Origin of the sequence: Duganella rivi (assembly GCF_009857435.1) — a bacterium.
GTDB lineage: Bacteria > Pseudomonadota > Gammaproteobacteria > Burkholderiales > Burkholderiaceae_D > Rugamonas > Rugamonas rivi.
Map to the genome: position 1 here is coordinate 540,742 of NZ_WWCK01000002.1, position 13,444 is coordinate 554,185.

The following is a 13,444-nucleotide window of genomic DNA, read 5'->3' on the forward strand; positions in this document are numbered from 1 at the left end:
TCTGGTTGCCGGCTCACGCCGGCGAGTAGGCGAGCCGCACGTAAATCGGTGCGAATGGCTCGGCCTGGGTAATTTCAATCAGGGTTTCCTTGGCCAGCTCCAGCAGCGCCACAAAGTTCACCACGACCACCGGCACACCGCCGGCGATATCGAACAAATCGGCAAACTCGACGAAGCGGCTCGATTGCAGGCGGCGCAGGATGCCGGTCATGTGCTCGCGCACCGACAGCTCCTCGCGGCTGATCTTGTGATGCTGGGTCAGCTTGGCGCGCTTCATCACGTCCAGCCAGGCTTGCTGCAAATCGACGGCGGCCACGTCCGGCCAGGTCGGGATCAGGCTTTGCTCGATGAAGATTTGCGTGCGGACGAAATCGCGGTCCACCTGCGGGATCGCGTTCAGGTCGTAGGCGGCCAGCTTGATTTGCTCGTATTCCAGCAAGCGGCGCACCAGCTCGGCGCGCGGGTCGTCCGCTTCGACGTCCAGATCGGCCTGGCGCTGCGGCAGCAGCATGCGCGATTTAATCTCGATCAGCATCGCGGCCATCAACAAGTACTCCGCTGCCAGCTCGAGATTGGACAGGCGGATCTGGTCGACGTACTTCAGGTATTGCAGCGTCAGCTGCGCCATCGGGATGTCGAGGATGTTGAAGTTTTGCTTGCGGATCAGGTAGAGCAGCAAGTCCAGCGGGCCTTCAAACGCGTCGAGGAAGATTTCCAGCGCGTCGGGCGGGATGTACAGGTCGGTCGGCAGCTTGAGCAGGGGCTCGCCGTACAGGCGGGCGAGGGCGGAGACTTCCTCCGTGAGCGCGGCCGCCTCGGCGACTGCGGCATCATTGGCCGCAACCTCGCCAACCGGAACGCCGGCATCGGCTTCCGGTACTGGCGGCTCCAGGTCAGCCGTATCGTCTGGCAACATCCTTGCCGCCCCGCGTGGTGCTTAGACCTTGTTCTGGTAGACGTAAGCTTGTTGCTTCACAGCCGATTCCAGCTGACGCTGTTGCTCATCCAGCGAAATCGGTGGACGATCCCACAGCAGCGCGCGGCCTTGTTGCTGGCCAGCTTCAATGCCAGGATTCTTTTCCTTCAACGCCTTGATGAACAGGGTGTGCTCGGATTCGTACATCGAATGTTGTTTAGAAAGTTTCATATTATCTAAGTGGGTGGATCAGCAACGGCTATTTTACCGCGCCCCGGCGCTCCCGCGCTATTTCTATCGCTCGCCAATGGCGGGATCGGGTATGCTCTAGCCGATAATGTTGCAGGTTTCATAAAAATGAGCTTCCCATGACTGCGCGCCTCACGCCAAAAACCGTTTTCCTGCTGACTCTGCCGCCGCTGCTGTGGGCCGGTAACGCCATCGTTGGCCGCCTGGTGCACGATATGCTGCCGCCGGTGCTGCTGAATTTTCTGCGCTGGGGAATCGCCTTCTTCATCTTGCTGGCGCTGGCCGGGCCGGTATTCCGGCGCGAGGCCGGTTTGTGGCCGTACTGGAAGACCTACGCCTTGCTCGGACTGCTCGGCATTGGCATGTACAACGCGCTGCAATACATGGCGCTGCAAAGCTCGACGCCGATCAACGTCACGCTGGTGGCGTCCGGCATGCCGGTGTGGATGATGCTGACCGGCTGGCTGTTCTTCGGCGTGCCGGTCAGCCGCAAGCAGGTGGCGGGCGCGGTGCTGTCGATAGCCGGTGTGCTGCTGGTGCTGGCGCGCGGAGAATGGCGCCACGTGCTGGAGTTGCGGCTGGTGGCGGGCGACTTGTTCATGATCCTTGCCACGATTGCGTGGTCGCTGTACAGCTGGCTGTTATTGCGCGCCAAGGAGCCAGCTGCGATCCGCGCCAACTGGGCCAGCTTCCTGCTGGCGCAAGTGGCGTTCGGCGCGGTGTGGTCGGGCGCGTTTGCGCTGGGCGAACAGGCGCTGGGTGCTATCCCGGTGCATTGGAGCTGGACGCTGGCGGCGGCCTTGCTGTACGTCGCCACCGGCCCGGCGATTGTCGCCTTCGGCTGCTGGGGCGCTGGCGTGCGCGAGGCGGGGCCGTCGGTCGGCGCCTTTTTCGTCAACTTGACGCCGCTGTTCACTGCGCTGCTGTCGTCGGCGTTCCTCGGCGAGGCGCCGCACGGCTATCACGCCGTGGCGTTTGCGTTGATCGTTGGCGGCATCGTGGTTTCCTCCCGCCGGGGCTAGCCGCCGGTTGCCGCCTTGAGCGCATCGATAAACACGCGTACTTTTTGCGGCAGGTGCGAGCTGGCGGGGTAGACCGCGTGGATATCGCTCTCCGGCTGTGTCCAGTCCGGTAGCACGCGCACCAGCCGTCCCGCCGCCACATCTTCCTTGACCGAGAACGTGGTGGCGCGCAGCACGCCGTCTCCAGCCAGCGCGGCGGCGCGGGTGGCGTAGGCGGTGTTGGTGGAAAATACGGTGTTCTGCATGCGCACATCGGTCGAATTGCCGCTGCTATCGCTCAGCGTGAATTGCGCCGGTTGCGGCAGCACGGAGAGGGAGATGTAAGGCAGCTGCGGCAAGTCCTCCGGCGTGGCCGGGGTGCCATGGCGGGCGAGGAAGTCCGGGCTGGCGACCAGCCATCGGCTCAGCGTGTCCACACGGGCCGCCATGAGGCCGGAATCGGCCAGCTTGCCCAGCCGTACCGTCACGTCGATGCCCTCGGCGATCAGGTCGATAATGTGGTCGCCGCAAGTCAGGTCAATCTTCAACGCCGGGTAGCGGGCGCGCAGTTGCGACAGCACCGGCGCCACCACGATCAGCCCGTAATCAATCGGCGCCGCCACCCGCAGCGTGCCTTGCGGCATGTCGCGCCCGCTGCGCGCCTGCTCGATGGCTTGCTCGGCCGCTTGCAGCAGTTGACGGCTGGCCTCGTAAAAGGTGCGCCCGGCCTCGGTGAGACTGAGCTTGCGGGTCGAGCGCACCAGCAGGCCAACGCCGATTTCCTGCTCCAGCAATTGCATGTGCTTGCTTACCATGGACTTGGCCAGCCCCAGCCTTTCGGCGGCGGCCGTGAGCGAACCGGCCTCCACCACGGCAACAAAGGTGGTCAGGCGGTTCAGGTTGATGGTATTGAGATCAATCATCGCTCAATTGTACACTTTAAGTGGACTGTGATTCCTCTTTTGTCCGGCTTATCAGCACGATGATGGCTGCCTATACTTGCTTCATTCACTCAACCAGCAAGGAGTCTTCATCATGAAACTGTACGGCGTTCCACTTTCCGGCCACACCCACCGCGCGCAATTGTTCCTGAACCTGCTGAACCTGCCGTACGAGTACGTGTCGGTCAACCTGGCCAGCGGCGAACACAAAAAAGAGCCGTTCCTGAGCATGAACGCCTTCGGTGAAATCCCCGTGCTGCAAGACGGCGATGTGACGCTGGCCGACTCCAACGCGATCCTGGTCTACCTGGCCTCCAAGTACGACGACAGCGGCCGCTGGCTGCCGCGCGATCCGGTCGCCGCCGCCCACGTGCAGCGCTGGCTGTCGATCGCCGCCGGCAAAGTGGCTTTCGGCCCAGCCACTGCCCGCCTGGTGACGGTCTTCGGCATGCCACGCGACCACGAGGCAGCCAAGGACATCGCCGTGCGCCTGTTTGACGTGATGGAGCGCGAACTGCAAGGCCGCCGCTGGCTGGTGGGCGAGCACCCAAGCATTGCTGACATTGCCGGCTTCAGCTACATCGCCCATGCACCGGAAGGCGGCGTCTCGCTGAAACCATATCCAAACATCCGCGCCTGGCTGGACAACGTCCGCGCGCTGCCGGGCTTTGTCCCTATGCCGGCCAGCAAAGCCGGTCTCGCTCCTGAGGAGGTATAAATCATGACGCCCTTCCATGCCGGTGAATTGGCGATTCAGCAGCGCGTTGGCGTGGCCGAACACATGGCCGGCGCCGCAGCCTTCATCCGTGAATTCATGCCAGAGCAGCACCGCCAGTTTTATGGCCAGCTGCCGTTCTTCTTCCTCGGCGCGCTGGATGCAGCGGGCCAGCCATGGGCGACCATGCTGGCGGCCGACGCGGGCTTCATCAGCTCGCCGGATGAGCGCACGCTGAGCATCGATGGCGGCATGCTGGCCGGCGATCCGCTGGAAGGGCAATTACACGTCGGCGATCACGTCGGTGGCCTCGGACTGGAGCCGACCACGCGCCGCCGCAATCGCGTCAACGGCGAGATTGTCGCTGCCGACGACGGCACGCTGCACGTCGCGGTGACGCAAAGCTTTGGCAACTGCCCGCAGTACATCCAGCATCGCCAGCACAGCGCTGCGCCGAATGATGGCCGCAAAGTGCAAGTGCTGCGCGGTGTGGCGCTGACGGCGGCTGACCGTGAGCTGATCTCGCGTGCCGACACGTTCTTCATCGCCACCGCCAATATGAACGAGGAAGCGGGCCGTGGCCGCGGCGTCGATGTGTCGCATCGCGGCGGCCGTCCGGGCTTCGTGCGGATCGACGATGACCGTACGCTGACTTCACCTGAATTCGTCGGCAACTTCTTCTTCAATACGCTGGGCAATGTGAACGAATATCCGCGCGCTGGCCTGCTGTTCATCGACTTCGAGCGTGGCGACATGCTGCACATCGCCGTGGATGCTGAAATCATTTGGGACGGTCCGCAACTGGAAGCCTTTGCCGGCGCCGAGCGCCTGCTGCGCTTCCACGTGCGTGAGGTGGTGCGCAACGTCGCCGCGCTGCCGTTCCGCTGGACCGATGCCAAGCCTGCCATGCAAGTGGCCCGCACCGGTAGCTGGAGCGAGGCAGACAACGCGCAGTCAGCCGCCGAGCTGGCGACCAGCTGGCGCTCGTTCAATGTCGTGAATGTGGTGGAGGAGAGTGCCGACGTGCGCTCGTTCTACCTCGAGCCAGCCGATGGCTTGGGCGTGGCTCCACACCAGCCGGGCCAATATATTTCCGTGCGCGTGCCGGAGTGGGCTGAGGGTGGTGCAGCTTTGCAGGAGCGCAGCTACACCATTTCTGACGCCGCCAACGGCCGCCATTACCGCATCAGCGTCAAGCGCGCAGGCGTGGTGTCATCCTGGATGCACGCACACCTGGCGCCGGGCGCCCAGATCGAGTTGATAGGGCCGGCAGGCGACTTTACGTTTGAAGAGGGAACTGGACGGCCGGTAGTGATGCTGTCGGCGGGCATCGGCATCACGCCTATGGTCGCCATGCTGAACAGCGTGCTGGTGAACGGTAGCCGTACGCGCCACCGCCATCCGATCTACTTCATCCACGGCGCGCGCGAAGTGGCGCATCCGTTTGCCGTGCACCTGCAAACCATGGCCGCAGGCCATGAAAACCTGCTGGTGCATGTACAGCGCAAACGCATCGACATTAACCTGCTGCGCGAACTGCCGAAGGACGACTACGACTACTACCTGTGCGGCCCATCCAGCTTCATGCAGTCCATGTACCAAGCACTGCGTGAGCTGCACGTTCCCGACCAGCGCATCCGGCTGGAATCGTTCGGCCCATCCAGTCTGGCACGGTAAGACCTAACGTTTGACGTCTGGATGTGGCGTGGTGGGTGCCGCTTCCGGCGTGGCGGCCTTGCCATTATGCTTGCCGCAATTGGCGCTGTTGGCGGCTGTGGTTTTGCTGGCCTTGGCCTGCACTTCCACGGATTCGCCGCCGCTGGCGTCAACACCGCCCTGCATGCCGCTGCAATCGTTTTTGGCAGGGCTCTTGGCCTTGGCGGCCTTGCTCTCGCTGGTCTTGGATGATGATTGGGGAGTTGTTTGTTGGGCAGTGGCCGTAGCGCTCAGGGAGCAGGCTAGCGCCAAAGTCATCCAGATGTTTTTCATGATGGCCTCCGTTGGAATCAGCCATTGTTTCACGCAGTTGCGTGCGATGGCGTAGGACAAGCTCTCGTGCGCTTGTCAGTGCCGTAGCGAGCGTCGCATTACCAGCGGGGCGGGTTCCAGGGGATTGGCGTGGGAGTATTCAAGTTCTTCCGCCAGTTCGAACTCGTAGGCGGTGTAGAAGTCGATCAGCTTGGGCTGGTCGGCGCGCACGGCGAGGCGGACTTCTTCCACGCCGGACGCCAAGCCGTGGTGGATCACGGCTTCCAGCAAGTGCTGCGAGAGGTTGCTGCCCCGGTACTCAGGCAGCACGCCCATGCGGCACACTTCCCACACGTCCTGTTCGGAGTCCAGCGGCAGCCAGCGCACCGAGCCGATGGGCTTATCATCGAGCTCCAAAACAAAACCGCCGCCATCGCGCAGATGTTCTGCAACGAGGACGGCGGTTTCGCGGTGGCCGCTGGAAGTAACGCTGACCTTGCCGGCCCACGCAGCGCGCGTGAGACCGGCGATTAGCTTGGCATCATCCTGTGTCGCTTCTCGCACTACAAGGTTCATGCCTGCGTTCCTTAGCTGATGCGCATGCCCGGCTCAGCACCCGGCCATGGATTCAGGATGTAGATGCCCGGCTTGGTTTTCTCATCGACTGCCGAAGCGGCCATGACCATGCCTTCCGACACGCCGAACTTCATCTTGCGCGGCGCCAGGTTCGCGACCAGCACGGTGAGCTTGCCGATCAGGTCTTCCGGCTGGTACATCGACTTGATGCCCGAGAAGACGTTGCGCAGGCGGCCTTCGCCGGCGTCCAGCGTCAGGCGCAGCAGCTTGTCCGAGCCTTCCACGTGTTCGCAGTTGACGATCTTGGCGATGCGCAGGTCTACCTTGAAGAAGTCGTCTACCGAGATTTCCGGTGCGATCACTTCGATGCCGGTTTCGGTCACGGCTACTGCTGGTGCGGCCTTGGCTTTGGCTGGTTTCTCGGCTTTGACGGCTGGTGCGGCAGCAGGAGCAGTGCCAGCAGCAGCGCCGGCAGCAGGTGCGTCGAACAAGTCTTCAATCATCTTCGGATCAACGCGGGTCATCAGGTGCGAGTATGCGCCGATGGTGCGGCCCAGCATGGCGCTCGACACCACGCCGCTGGCGACATCGGTTTGCGTCCAGTCGAACTGCTCGTCGTTGAGGAACTTGGCGACGTTGGCGGCAACGCCCGGCAGTACCGGCGACATCAGGATCGACAGCTGGCGGAACAGGATCAGCGCGGTGGTGCACACATCGTGCAGTTCAGCGGTTTTCGATTCATCCTTGGCCAGGATCCATGGCTTGTTCTCGTCCACGTACTGGTTGGCGAAGTCGGCGATCTCCATGATCTCGCGCAGCGCCTTGCCGAATTCGCGCGACTCGAAGTTGGCGGCGATGTTGGCTTGGCGCTCCACGCCGTCCGCCGTGACCAGCGCGCGCTTGATCCACGATTGCGCATTCTCGGACAGGCTGGTGGCCAGCTTGCCGTCGAATTTCTTGGCGATGAAGCCGGCGCAGCGCGACGCGATGTTCACGTATTTGCCGATCAGGTCGGAATTCACACGCGCCACGAAGTCTTCGCCGGTGAAGTCCAGGTCTTCCACCTTGGAGTTCAGCTTGAAGGCGATGTAGTAGCGCAGCCATTCCGGGTTCATGCCCAGGTTCAGGTAGCGCAGCGGCGAGATGCCGGTGCCGCGCGACTTGGACATTTTCTCGTTGTTGACGGTCAGGTGGCCGTGCACCGCCACGCGCATGCGCTCGATGGTCGGGTGATCGGCAAACTTCAGCATGGCCGGCCAGAACAGCAGGTGGAACGAGACGATGTCCTTGCCGATGAAGTGAATCTGCTCGGCCTCAGGATCTTTCAGGAAGGCGTCGTAGTCCAGGCCTTTCTTGCCGAAGTAGTTTTTCAGCGAGGCCAGGTAGCCGACCGGCGCGTCCAGCCAGACGTAGAAGTACTTGCCCGGTGCGTCAGGAATCGGGATGCCGAAGTACGGCGCGTCGCGCGAGATATCCCAGTCGGCCAGCTTTTCGCCGGCTTCGCCCAGCCATTCCGAGACTTTGTTGACCATCTCAGGCTGCAGGCGGCCCGGCGTGTTCAGCCATTCCTTCAGGAACTCGTAGCAGCGCTTGTCCGACAGCTTGAAGAAATACTGTTCCGACGGCTTGAGCACCGGGGTGGCGTTGGTGAATACCGAGAACGGGTTCACCAGGTCGGTCGGCTGGTAAGCCGCGCCGCACACTTCGCAGTTGTCGCCGTACTGATCCTTGGCGCCGCATTTCGGGCATTCGCCCTTGATGTTGCGGTCGGCCAGGAACATGCCTTTGACCGGATCGAAGAAACGATCCACGGTTTTGGTCTGGATCAGGCCGGCATCGCGCAGCTTGCGGTAGATGCCTTGCGACAGTTCGACGTTTTCCGGCGAATCGGTCGAGTACCAGTTATCAAAGGCGATGTGGAAACCGTCCAGGTACTGGGCGCGGCCAGCAGCGATCTTGGCCACGAATTCCTGCGGCGTGATGCCTTCCTTCTCGGCGGCGATCATGATCGGGGTGCCGTGCGTATCGTCGGCGCCCACAAAGTGGACTTCGCGCGCAGCACCGCCGTCGCGCTGCATTCGCTGGAACCGAACCCAGATGTCGGCCTGGATGTACTCCATCATGTGGCCAATATGGAAAGCGGCGTTAGCGTAGGGCAGGGCAGTGGTGACGAACAGCTTGCGAGTCATGGTTGTTGCACTTTGTGGGTGGAAAAAGAGCATTTTAACAGCGGATGCGGCGATTGCGCATGTTGCGCTAGAATGAGCACCTAATTAACGGAGAGTTACATGAGCATCGCAGTAGAAGACGTGAAGGCCGCCCTGTCCAAAATCGTTGATCCAAATACAACGAAAGACTACGTAAGCGGCAAGTCGGTAAAGAATTTGAAGGTCGATGGCAGTGATATTTCGCTCGACATCGAACTGGGCTACCCGGCCAAGAGCCAGATCGACGGCATCCGCAGCAGCGTGATCGCCGGCCTGAAAACCCTGCCGGGCGTGGGCAACATCAGCGTCAGCGTGTACAGCAAGATCATCGCGCACACCGTGCAGCGCGGCCTGAAGCCGATGGTGAACGTGAAGAACATCATTGCCGTGGCCTCGGGCAAGGGCGGCGTCGGCAAGTCGACCACCGCCGTCAACCTGGCGCTGGCGCTGGCTGCCGAGGGCGCTTCGGTCGGCCTGCTGGATGCCGACATCTACGGCCCGTCGCAGCCGATGATGCTGGGCGTGTCCGGCCGTCCTGAAACCAAGGATGGCAAATCGATGGAGCCGCTGGAGAACTACGGCGTGCAAGTGTCGTCGATCGGCTTCCTCATCGACCCGGACGAGCCGATGGTATGGCGCGGCCCAATGGTCACGCAAGCGCTGCAACAGCTGCTGGAGCAGACCAACTGGCGCGATCTGGACTACCTGGTGGTCGATATGCCGCCGGGCACCGGCGACATCCAGCTGACCCTGTCGCAAAAAGTGCCGGTCACCGGCGCCGTGATCGTCACCACCCCGCAAGACATCGCGTTGCTGGACGCGCGCAAGGGCTTGAAGATGTTCGAGAAAGTCGGCATCCCGATTTTGGGCGTGGTGGAAAACATGAGCGTGCACATCTGCACCAACTGCGGCCACGCTGAAGAGATCTTCGGCCACGGCGGCGGCGAAAAAATGTGCAAGGACTTCGGCGTGGACTTCCTCGGCGCGCTGCCATTGACCATGGCAATCCGCCAGCAGGCCGATTCCGGCAAGCCGACCGTGGTCGCCGACCCGGACGGCAAAGAAGCGGCGATCTACAAGCAAATCGCTCGCAAGGTGGCAGTGCAAGTGGCTGAGAAGGCCAAGGATATGACCAGCAAGTTCCCTACCATCGTCGTCAAAAACGACTAAACAGGAGAATCACCATGATGAAATCGGTATTGGCTGCAACCCTGATGACCTTGAGCGCTGCGGCGTTCGCCCAGCAATCGGTATCTTTCGTTGAGCCGGCGAACGGCGCGACGGTCAGCAGCCCGTTCAAAGTCAAGTTTGCAGTGTCGGGCATGGACGTCAAGCCTGCCGGCGACATGACAGCCAATACCGGTCACCATCACTTGCTGGTCAACGCCACGCCGATCAAAGCCGGCGAAGTGATCCCGGCCGATGAAAAGCACATCCACTTCGGCAAAGGTCAGACCGAGACCGAGCTGACCCTGCCGCCGGGTAACTACACCTTGACCATGCAGTTCGCCAACGGCCTGCATCAGGCTTACGGCCCCGCCATGAACAAGGAAATCAAGATCACCGTCAAGTAATGCCCGCACGTCCGGCTGTCCTCGGCATCCGCAAAGCTCCGCGCCAGCGCCGCGCCGCCCACACGGTGGACGCGCTTCTGGAAGCGGCCGCGCTGGTGCTGGAGGCGGATGGGTTGGAAGGCTTCAACACCAATGCCGTGGCGCGCCGCGCGGGCGCGAGCATCGGCACGCTGTACCAGTACTTTCCCAGTAAAGATGCGCTGACACTGGCCCTGCTTCAGCGCGAAGAAGGCAAATACCGCGAAGCCGCCGCCGCTGCGGCCGCGCTGCCTGAATGGCGCGAGGCGCTGATTCAATTCATCGCCGTCTCCGCGCACCAGCAGTTGGAGCGCCCGAACCTGGCGCGCCTGCTCGACCAGGAGGAAGGCCGGCCCGACATCCGCGCCGCGCTTGACAAGGGCCACAGCTTCATCGTCCTGATGGCCACGATTCTGGAAAAGGCCGCCATCGAGGGCAACGCCATGCGCGCCGCCGCCGACCTGCTCGCCATCATCCGTGGCATGACCGATGCCGCCGGTGAGCGCGGCGAACGCGATCCCGCCGACCTGGCCCGCCGCATCAACGCCGCCGTCTTCGGCTACATGACGGCCGTCTCCTGATTCCTTATCTGCCCGCAGGTTTATACGGTTGGAACTGTCCCGCCATCGATCACGTATTCCGAGCCCGATACCGACGCAGCGCGCGGCGACACCAGGAAGGTGATCAGGTCAGCGACCTCGTGCGGTTTCGCGGGACGGCCGAGCGGAATTCCGCCGAGCCAGTCCATCACCACCTGTTTGCCGCCCGCGTAGTCTGTGCCTGACTGGGCAGCGATACGCTCGACGAAGGCAACCGAGGCCTCCGTTTCAATCCAGCCCGGCGAGACGCGTAAAACACGCACACCCTTCGGCGTGACCTCCTTGGACAGGGACTTGCTGTAGGTCGAGAGCGCGCCTTTCGCCGCCGCGTAGGCAGTAGTCGACTCTGGTATCGGCAGCACGCGTTGAATCGATGTCACGTGCAGCACGACACCGGCGCCCTTGGCCAGCATTGCTGGCAGCAGCGCGCGGTCAAGACGTACGGCGGACATGAGGTTCAGATTAAGCTCATCGAACCATACCGCGTCATCAAGGGCGGCGAAACCGCCGGCCGGCGCGCTGGAACCGCCGAGGCAATTAATCAGGATGTCGACACCGCCCCAGTGGTCTTTGACCGCGCGCGCCAACGCGTTCACGCCTTCCGCCGTTTTCAAGTCGGCCTCGACATATATCACGCCTTCCTGCGGCGCTTCGGGAATAGCGCGCGCAGTGGTCATCACCAGCACGCCGGCCTGCCGGAGGCTCTTCACGAGCGCGGCGCCCAAGCCCTTGGTACCGCCCGTAACGAGGGCACGCTGCCCGTTCAGTTGGAGGTCGAAGCTCATACTTTGATCTCCAGCGATGCGATCAGGGAGCCTTCAAGGCGAAAGCGGTAGGTCAACACGACCGGACTTCCTGGGAAGTTGCCGCTTACGTTGGCGCGCACCACCTGGTGGCCGTCCTGTTGATCAAGGGCGAACGGTACGGTGGTGGCGTTGTACTTGGCCGATGCCTCCGCCAGCATCGCCTTGATAGCAGGGATGCCCGTGTAAGTGTGGCCATCGTCCTTCACAATGGCCTGCGCAGTGAAGCAGTGGTCGAGGACGTCGGGATTGTGCTCACCCGTAAAGTAGGTGGCAATTGGCTCGGGGAGGATCAAGGCATTCATGTTATTGGGATTCCGTGTGGTTGCTGAAGGCCCCATGATGCGCGCCGGGCTAAGATTAGGGAATATCCTATAATTAGGATGGGTTATGTAGAAAGGAGTGCATAATGCGGGGATCGGAATTCGCTGAGCTGAAAGCTTTCGCCGCAGTGGTTGAACGGGCGAGCTTCGCGCGCGCAGCGGAGTATCTTGGCCTGTCGCCCTCAGCGCTCAGCCAGACTATCCGGCTGCTGGAACAGCGCCTCGGCTCGCGGCTGCTGAACCGGACTACGCGCAGCGTGTCGCCCACGGCCACCGGGGAGCAGTTATATGGGCGCATTGCGCCGCTGTTTCGGGAGATGGCGGAAGCGGTTGCGCAAGCGAGCGCAGCAACAGGGCAGACGGGCGGAGTGCTGCGCATAAATACGTTGGGCATGGCGGCCAGGCAGGTCATCGCGCCACGGCTAGGCCGTTACCATCGCGCGCATCCTGAGGTTATCCTGGACATCGTAGTGGACGACGCGTTAAGCGACATCGTTGCCGGACGCTTCGATGCGGGTATTCGCGTGGGCCGGCGACTGGAGAAGGACATGGTGGCGGTGCGCCTGACGCCAGACGTGAAGATGGTTGCCGTCGCGTCGCCCGACTACCTGGCGCGTCGCGGCACTCCCGTTTCACCGGCCGACCTGCACAGCCACGCCTGCATTAATTGGCGGCTGCCGGTCGACGGAAGCGCTCACCGCTGGGAGTTTGAGAAAGCGGGAAAGCGGATGGATATGGCGGTCGAGGGCCCCTTGGTGACGAACAATTCGGACATCGGCGTGGCGGCCGCGCTGCAGGGGCTGGGCATCCTCCACGCATTTGACCGCGAGCGTGTCGATGCGCATCTTGCCAGCGGGGAGCTGGTTCCGGTGCTAGAGCAATGGTCGATCACACAACCCGGGCTATTCCTGTATCACCCTAGTCGGCAACACTTGCCTAGCGCGTTACGTGCTTTTATCGACTGCCTCTTGGACAAAGACCTGGGAAGTGCCGGCATTGTTGCTGGTAAATGCGAGCAATAAGTGCATGGCGGTGCTAAGTCCTTGAGCTGAAAGGCCTTTCAGCGCAAGGAAAGCGAGTTGAGGGCAGGGCGCGCGGCGCCTATTCTGTTGACTTCACCAACAGGAGAAATACCGATGAAATTCAATCACCTCAGCTTCCCATCCAGCGACGTTCGCGCCACTGCCAACTTCTTCGTGCAGCACCTCGGCTGCTCGCTGGAGTCCATCAGCCCGGCCGCCGCCATGCTCAAGCGCGCCGGTTTCGATATCGTCATCGAAGCCAAAGACCACGCGGTGGTGTGGCCGCACAACTTCCACCTCGGCTTCGAGCTGTCTTCGGTCGACGAACTCAGCGAGCTGTACCAGCACCTGCTGGCCCAAGGCGTGACCATGCAGACTGGCCTCTTCAAGCACGAACGCGGCTCGCGTTTCTTTTGTGCCGCGCCGGGCGGCCTGCTATTCGAAATGAACACCCGCGCCGATGCCCATGAGCGCTACCGCGCCAGCTTTGAACGCCAAGCCCTCGCCGACGCGGTAAAATAGCTGTTTTATA

General features: G+C 62.3%; 16 protein-coding genes. 8 read left to right on the plus strand and 8 right to left on the minus strand.

Annotation, left to right across the window (positions count from 1 at the left end; translation table 11 throughout):
• Nucleotides 1-13: 13 nt before the first annotated feature.
• Both GTP45_RS07005 and GTP45_RS07010 read right to left on the minus strand, forming a co-directional pair.
• On the minus strand, nucleotides 14-916 hold the full coding sequence (locus GTP45_RS07005; RefSeq protein ID WP_161013146.1) for a segregation and condensation protein A: 903 nt from the start codon (nucleotides 914-916) through the stop codon (nucleotides 14-16).
• Nucleotides 917-937: 21 nt separating this feature from the next.
• Complete coding sequence (locus GTP45_RS07010; protein WP_161013147.1) at nucleotides 938-1,147, minus strand: DUF3460 family protein; 210 nt, start codon at nucleotides 1,145-1,147, stop codon at nucleotides 938-940.
• 137 nt (nucleotides 1,148-1,284) lie between these two features.
• Here GTP45_RS07010 and GTP45_RS07015 point away from each other — a divergent pair, with 137 nt between their 5' ends.
• A complete protein-coding gene (locus GTP45_RS07015; RefSeq protein ID WP_161013148.1) occupies nucleotides 1,285-2,187 on the plus strand; it encodes a DMT family transporter in 903 nt (300 codons plus the stop codon).
• On the opposite strand, the gene GTP45_RS07020 is transcribed toward GTP45_RS07015, so the two are convergent.
• The gene (locus tag GTP45_RS07020) at nucleotides 2,184-3,089 is read right to left on the minus strand and encodes a LysR family transcriptional regulator (protein ID WP_161013149.1); all 906 of its coding nucleotides are present in this window, start codon (nucleotides 3,087-3,089) and stop codon (nucleotides 2,184-2,186) included. The genes GTP45_RS07015 and GTP45_RS07020 overlap by 4 nt on opposite strands.
• A 112-nt stretch (nucleotides 3,090-3,201) precedes the next feature.
• On the opposite strand from GTP45_RS07020, the gene GTP45_RS07025 reads away from it, so the two are divergent.
• Both GTP45_RS07025 and GTP45_RS07030 read left to right on the plus strand, forming a co-directional pair.
• Nucleotides 3,202-3,825 (plus strand): glutathione S-transferase family protein, encoded by a 624-nt coding sequence (locus GTP45_RS07025; RefSeq protein ID WP_161013150.1) that lies wholly within the window; start codon nucleotides 3,202-3,204, stop codon nucleotides 3,823-3,825.
• Between the two features lie 3 nt (nucleotides 3,826-3,828).
• Nucleotides 3,829-5,499: an FAD-binding oxidoreductase gene (locus GTP45_RS07030; protein WP_161013151.1), complete on the plus strand. Its 1,671-nt coding sequence runs from the start codon at nucleotides 3,829-3,831 to the stop codon at nucleotides 5,497-5,499.
• Nucleotides 5,500-5,502: 3 nt separating this feature from the next.
• Here GTP45_RS07030 and GTP45_RS07035 read toward each other — a convergent pair whose 3' ends face one another.
• The 3 genes from GTP45_RS07035 to metG all read right to left on the minus strand — a co-directional run bounded on the left by GTP45_RS07035 (nucleotide 5,503) and on the right by metG (nucleotide 8,588).
• Complete coding sequence (locus tag GTP45_RS07035; protein ID WP_161013152.1) at nucleotides 5,503-5,811, minus strand: hypothetical protein; 309 nt, start codon at nucleotides 5,809-5,811, stop codon at nucleotides 5,503-5,505.
• 75 nt (nucleotides 5,812-5,886) lie between these two features.
• Complete coding sequence (locus GTP45_RS07040) at nucleotides 5,887-6,366, minus strand: GNAT family N-acetyltransferase (protein WP_161013153.1); 480 nt, start codon at nucleotides 6,364-6,366, stop codon at nucleotides 5,887-5,889.
• 11 nt (nucleotides 6,367-6,377) lie between these two features.
• Complete coding sequence (metG, locus tag GTP45_RS07045) at nucleotides 6,378-8,588, minus strand: methionine--tRNA ligase (RefSeq protein ID WP_161013154.1); 2,211 nt, start codon at nucleotides 8,586-8,588, stop codon at nucleotides 6,378-6,380.
• A gap of 66 nt (nucleotides 8,589-8,654) precedes the next feature.
• On the opposite strand from metG, the gene apbC reads away from it, so the two are divergent.
• Genes apbC through GTP45_RS07060 form a run of 3 tightly spaced genes read left to right on the plus strand, consistent with a single transcriptional unit; the run spans nucleotide 8,655 to nucleotide 10,746 of the window.
• A complete protein-coding gene (apbC, locus tag GTP45_RS07050; protein ID WP_161013155.1) occupies nucleotides 8,655-9,743 on the plus strand; it encodes an iron-sulfur cluster carrier protein ApbC in 1,089 nt (362 codons plus the stop codon).
• A gap of 14 nt (nucleotides 9,744-9,757) precedes the next feature.
• Nucleotides 9,758-10,147 carry a DUF4399 domain-containing protein gene (locus tag GTP45_RS07055; RefSeq protein WP_161013156.1) on the plus strand — a complete coding sequence of 130 codons (390 nt, stop codon included), beginning with the start codon at nucleotides 9,758-9,760 and terminating at the stop codon, nucleotides 10,145-10,147.
• Nucleotides 10,147-10,746: a TetR/AcrR family transcriptional regulator gene (locus GTP45_RS07060; protein WP_161013157.1), complete on the plus strand. Its 600-nt coding sequence runs from the start codon at nucleotides 10,147-10,149 to the stop codon at nucleotides 10,744-10,746. The genes GTP45_RS07055 and GTP45_RS07060 overlap by 1 nt, the downstream gene beginning before the upstream one ends.
• A 20-nt stretch (nucleotides 10,747-10,766) precedes the next feature.
• On the opposite strand, the gene GTP45_RS07065 is transcribed toward GTP45_RS07060, so the two are convergent.
• Both GTP45_RS07065 and GTP45_RS07070 read right to left on the minus strand, forming a co-directional pair.
• Nucleotides 10,767-11,549, minus strand: a complete 783-nt coding sequence (locus GTP45_RS07065; protein ID WP_161013158.1) for an SDR family oxidoreductase — start codon at nucleotides 11,547-11,549, stop codon at nucleotides 10,767-10,769.
• Entirely contained in the window at nucleotides 11,546-11,908 is a 363-nt protein-coding gene (locus tag GTP45_RS07070; protein ID WP_308494587.1) for a nuclear transport factor 2 family protein, read from the minus strand. Before GTP45_RS07070 ends, GTP45_RS07065 begins: the two co-directional genes overlap by 4 nt.
• A 68-nt stretch (nucleotides 11,909-11,976) precedes the next feature.
• Between GTP45_RS07070 and GTP45_RS07075 the strand changes: the two genes are divergently transcribed.
• Nucleotides 11,977-12,912, plus strand: coding sequence for a LysR family transcriptional regulator (locus GTP45_RS07075; protein WP_161013159.1), 936 nt, complete (start codon nucleotides 11,977-11,979; stop codon nucleotides 12,910-12,912).
• Between the two features lie 114 nt (nucleotides 12,913-13,026).
• Nucleotides 13,027-13,434 carry a VOC family protein gene (locus tag GTP45_RS07080; RefSeq protein ID WP_161013160.1) on the plus strand — a complete coding sequence of 136 codons (408 nt, stop codon included), beginning with the start codon at nucleotides 13,027-13,029 and terminating at the stop codon, nucleotides 13,432-13,434.
• Nucleotides 13,435-13,444: the final 10 nt, after the last annotated feature.

What these genes read in the sequence shown, in the direction of transcription:
- GTP45_RS07005 (WP_161013146.1), bottom strand. Translation starts at nt 916, where the DNA reads ATGTTGCCAGACGATACGGCTGACCTGGAGCCGCCAGTACCGGAAGCC.
- GTP45_RS07010 (WP_161013147.1), bottom strand. Translation starts at nt 1,147, where the DNA reads ATGAAACTTTCTAAACAACATTCGATGTACGAATCCGAGCACACCCTG.
- GTP45_RS07020 (WP_161013149.1), bottom strand. Translation starts at nt 3,089, where the DNA reads ATGATTGATCTCAATACCATCAACCTGAACCGCCTGACCACCTTTGTT.
- GTP45_RS07055 (WP_161013156.1), top strand. Translation starts at nt 9,758, where the DNA reads ATGATGAAATCGGTATTGGCTGCAACCCTGATGACCTTGAGCGCTGCG.
- GTP45_RS07080 (WP_161013160.1), top strand. Translation starts at nt 13,027, where the DNA reads ATGAAATTCAATCACCTCAGCTTCCCATCCAGCGACGTTCGCGCCACT.
- apbC (WP_161013155.1), top strand. Translation starts at nt 8,655, where the DNA reads ATGAGCATCGCAGTAGAAGACGTGAAGGCCGCCCTGTCCAAAATCGTT.
- GTP45_RS07060 (WP_161013157.1), top strand. Translation starts at nt 10,147, where the DNA reads ATGCCCGCACGTCCGGCTGTCCTCGGCATCCGCAAAGCTCCGCGCCAG.
- GTP45_RS07025 (WP_161013150.1), top strand. Translation starts at nt 3,202, where the DNA reads ATGAAACTGTACGGCGTTCCACTTTCCGGCCACACCCACCGCGCGCAA.
- GTP45_RS07065 (WP_161013158.1), bottom strand. Translation starts at nt 11,549, where the DNA reads ATGAGCTTCGACCTCCAACTGAACGGGCAGCGTGCCCTCGTTACGGGC.
- GTP45_RS07015 (WP_161013148.1), top strand. Translation starts at nt 1,285, where the DNA reads ATGACTGCGCGCCTCACGCCAAAAACCGTTTTCCTGCTGACTCTGCCG.
- metG (WP_161013154.1), bottom strand. Translation starts at nt 8,588, where the DNA reads ATGCTCTTTTTCCACCCACAAAGTGCAACAACCATGACTCGCAAGCTG.
- GTP45_RS07030 (WP_161013151.1), top strand. Translation starts at nt 3,829, where the DNA reads ATGACGCCCTTCCATGCCGGTGAATTGGCGATTCAGCAGCGCGTTGGC.
- GTP45_RS07075 (WP_161013159.1), top strand. Translation starts at nt 11,977, where the DNA reads ATGCGGGGATCGGAATTCGCTGAGCTGAAAGCTTTCGCCGCAGTGGTT.
- GTP45_RS07035 (WP_161013152.1), bottom strand. Translation starts at nt 5,811, where the DNA reads ATGAAAAACATCTGGATGACTTTGGCGCTAGCCTGCTCCCTGAGCGCT.
- GTP45_RS07070 (WP_308494587.1), bottom strand. Translation starts at nt 11,908, where the DNA reads ATGGGGCCTTCAGCAACCACACGGAATCCCAATAACATGAATGCCTTG.
- GTP45_RS07040 (WP_161013153.1), bottom strand. Translation starts at nt 6,366, where the DNA reads ATGAACCTTGTAGTGCGAGAAGCGACACAGGATGATGCCAAGCTAATC.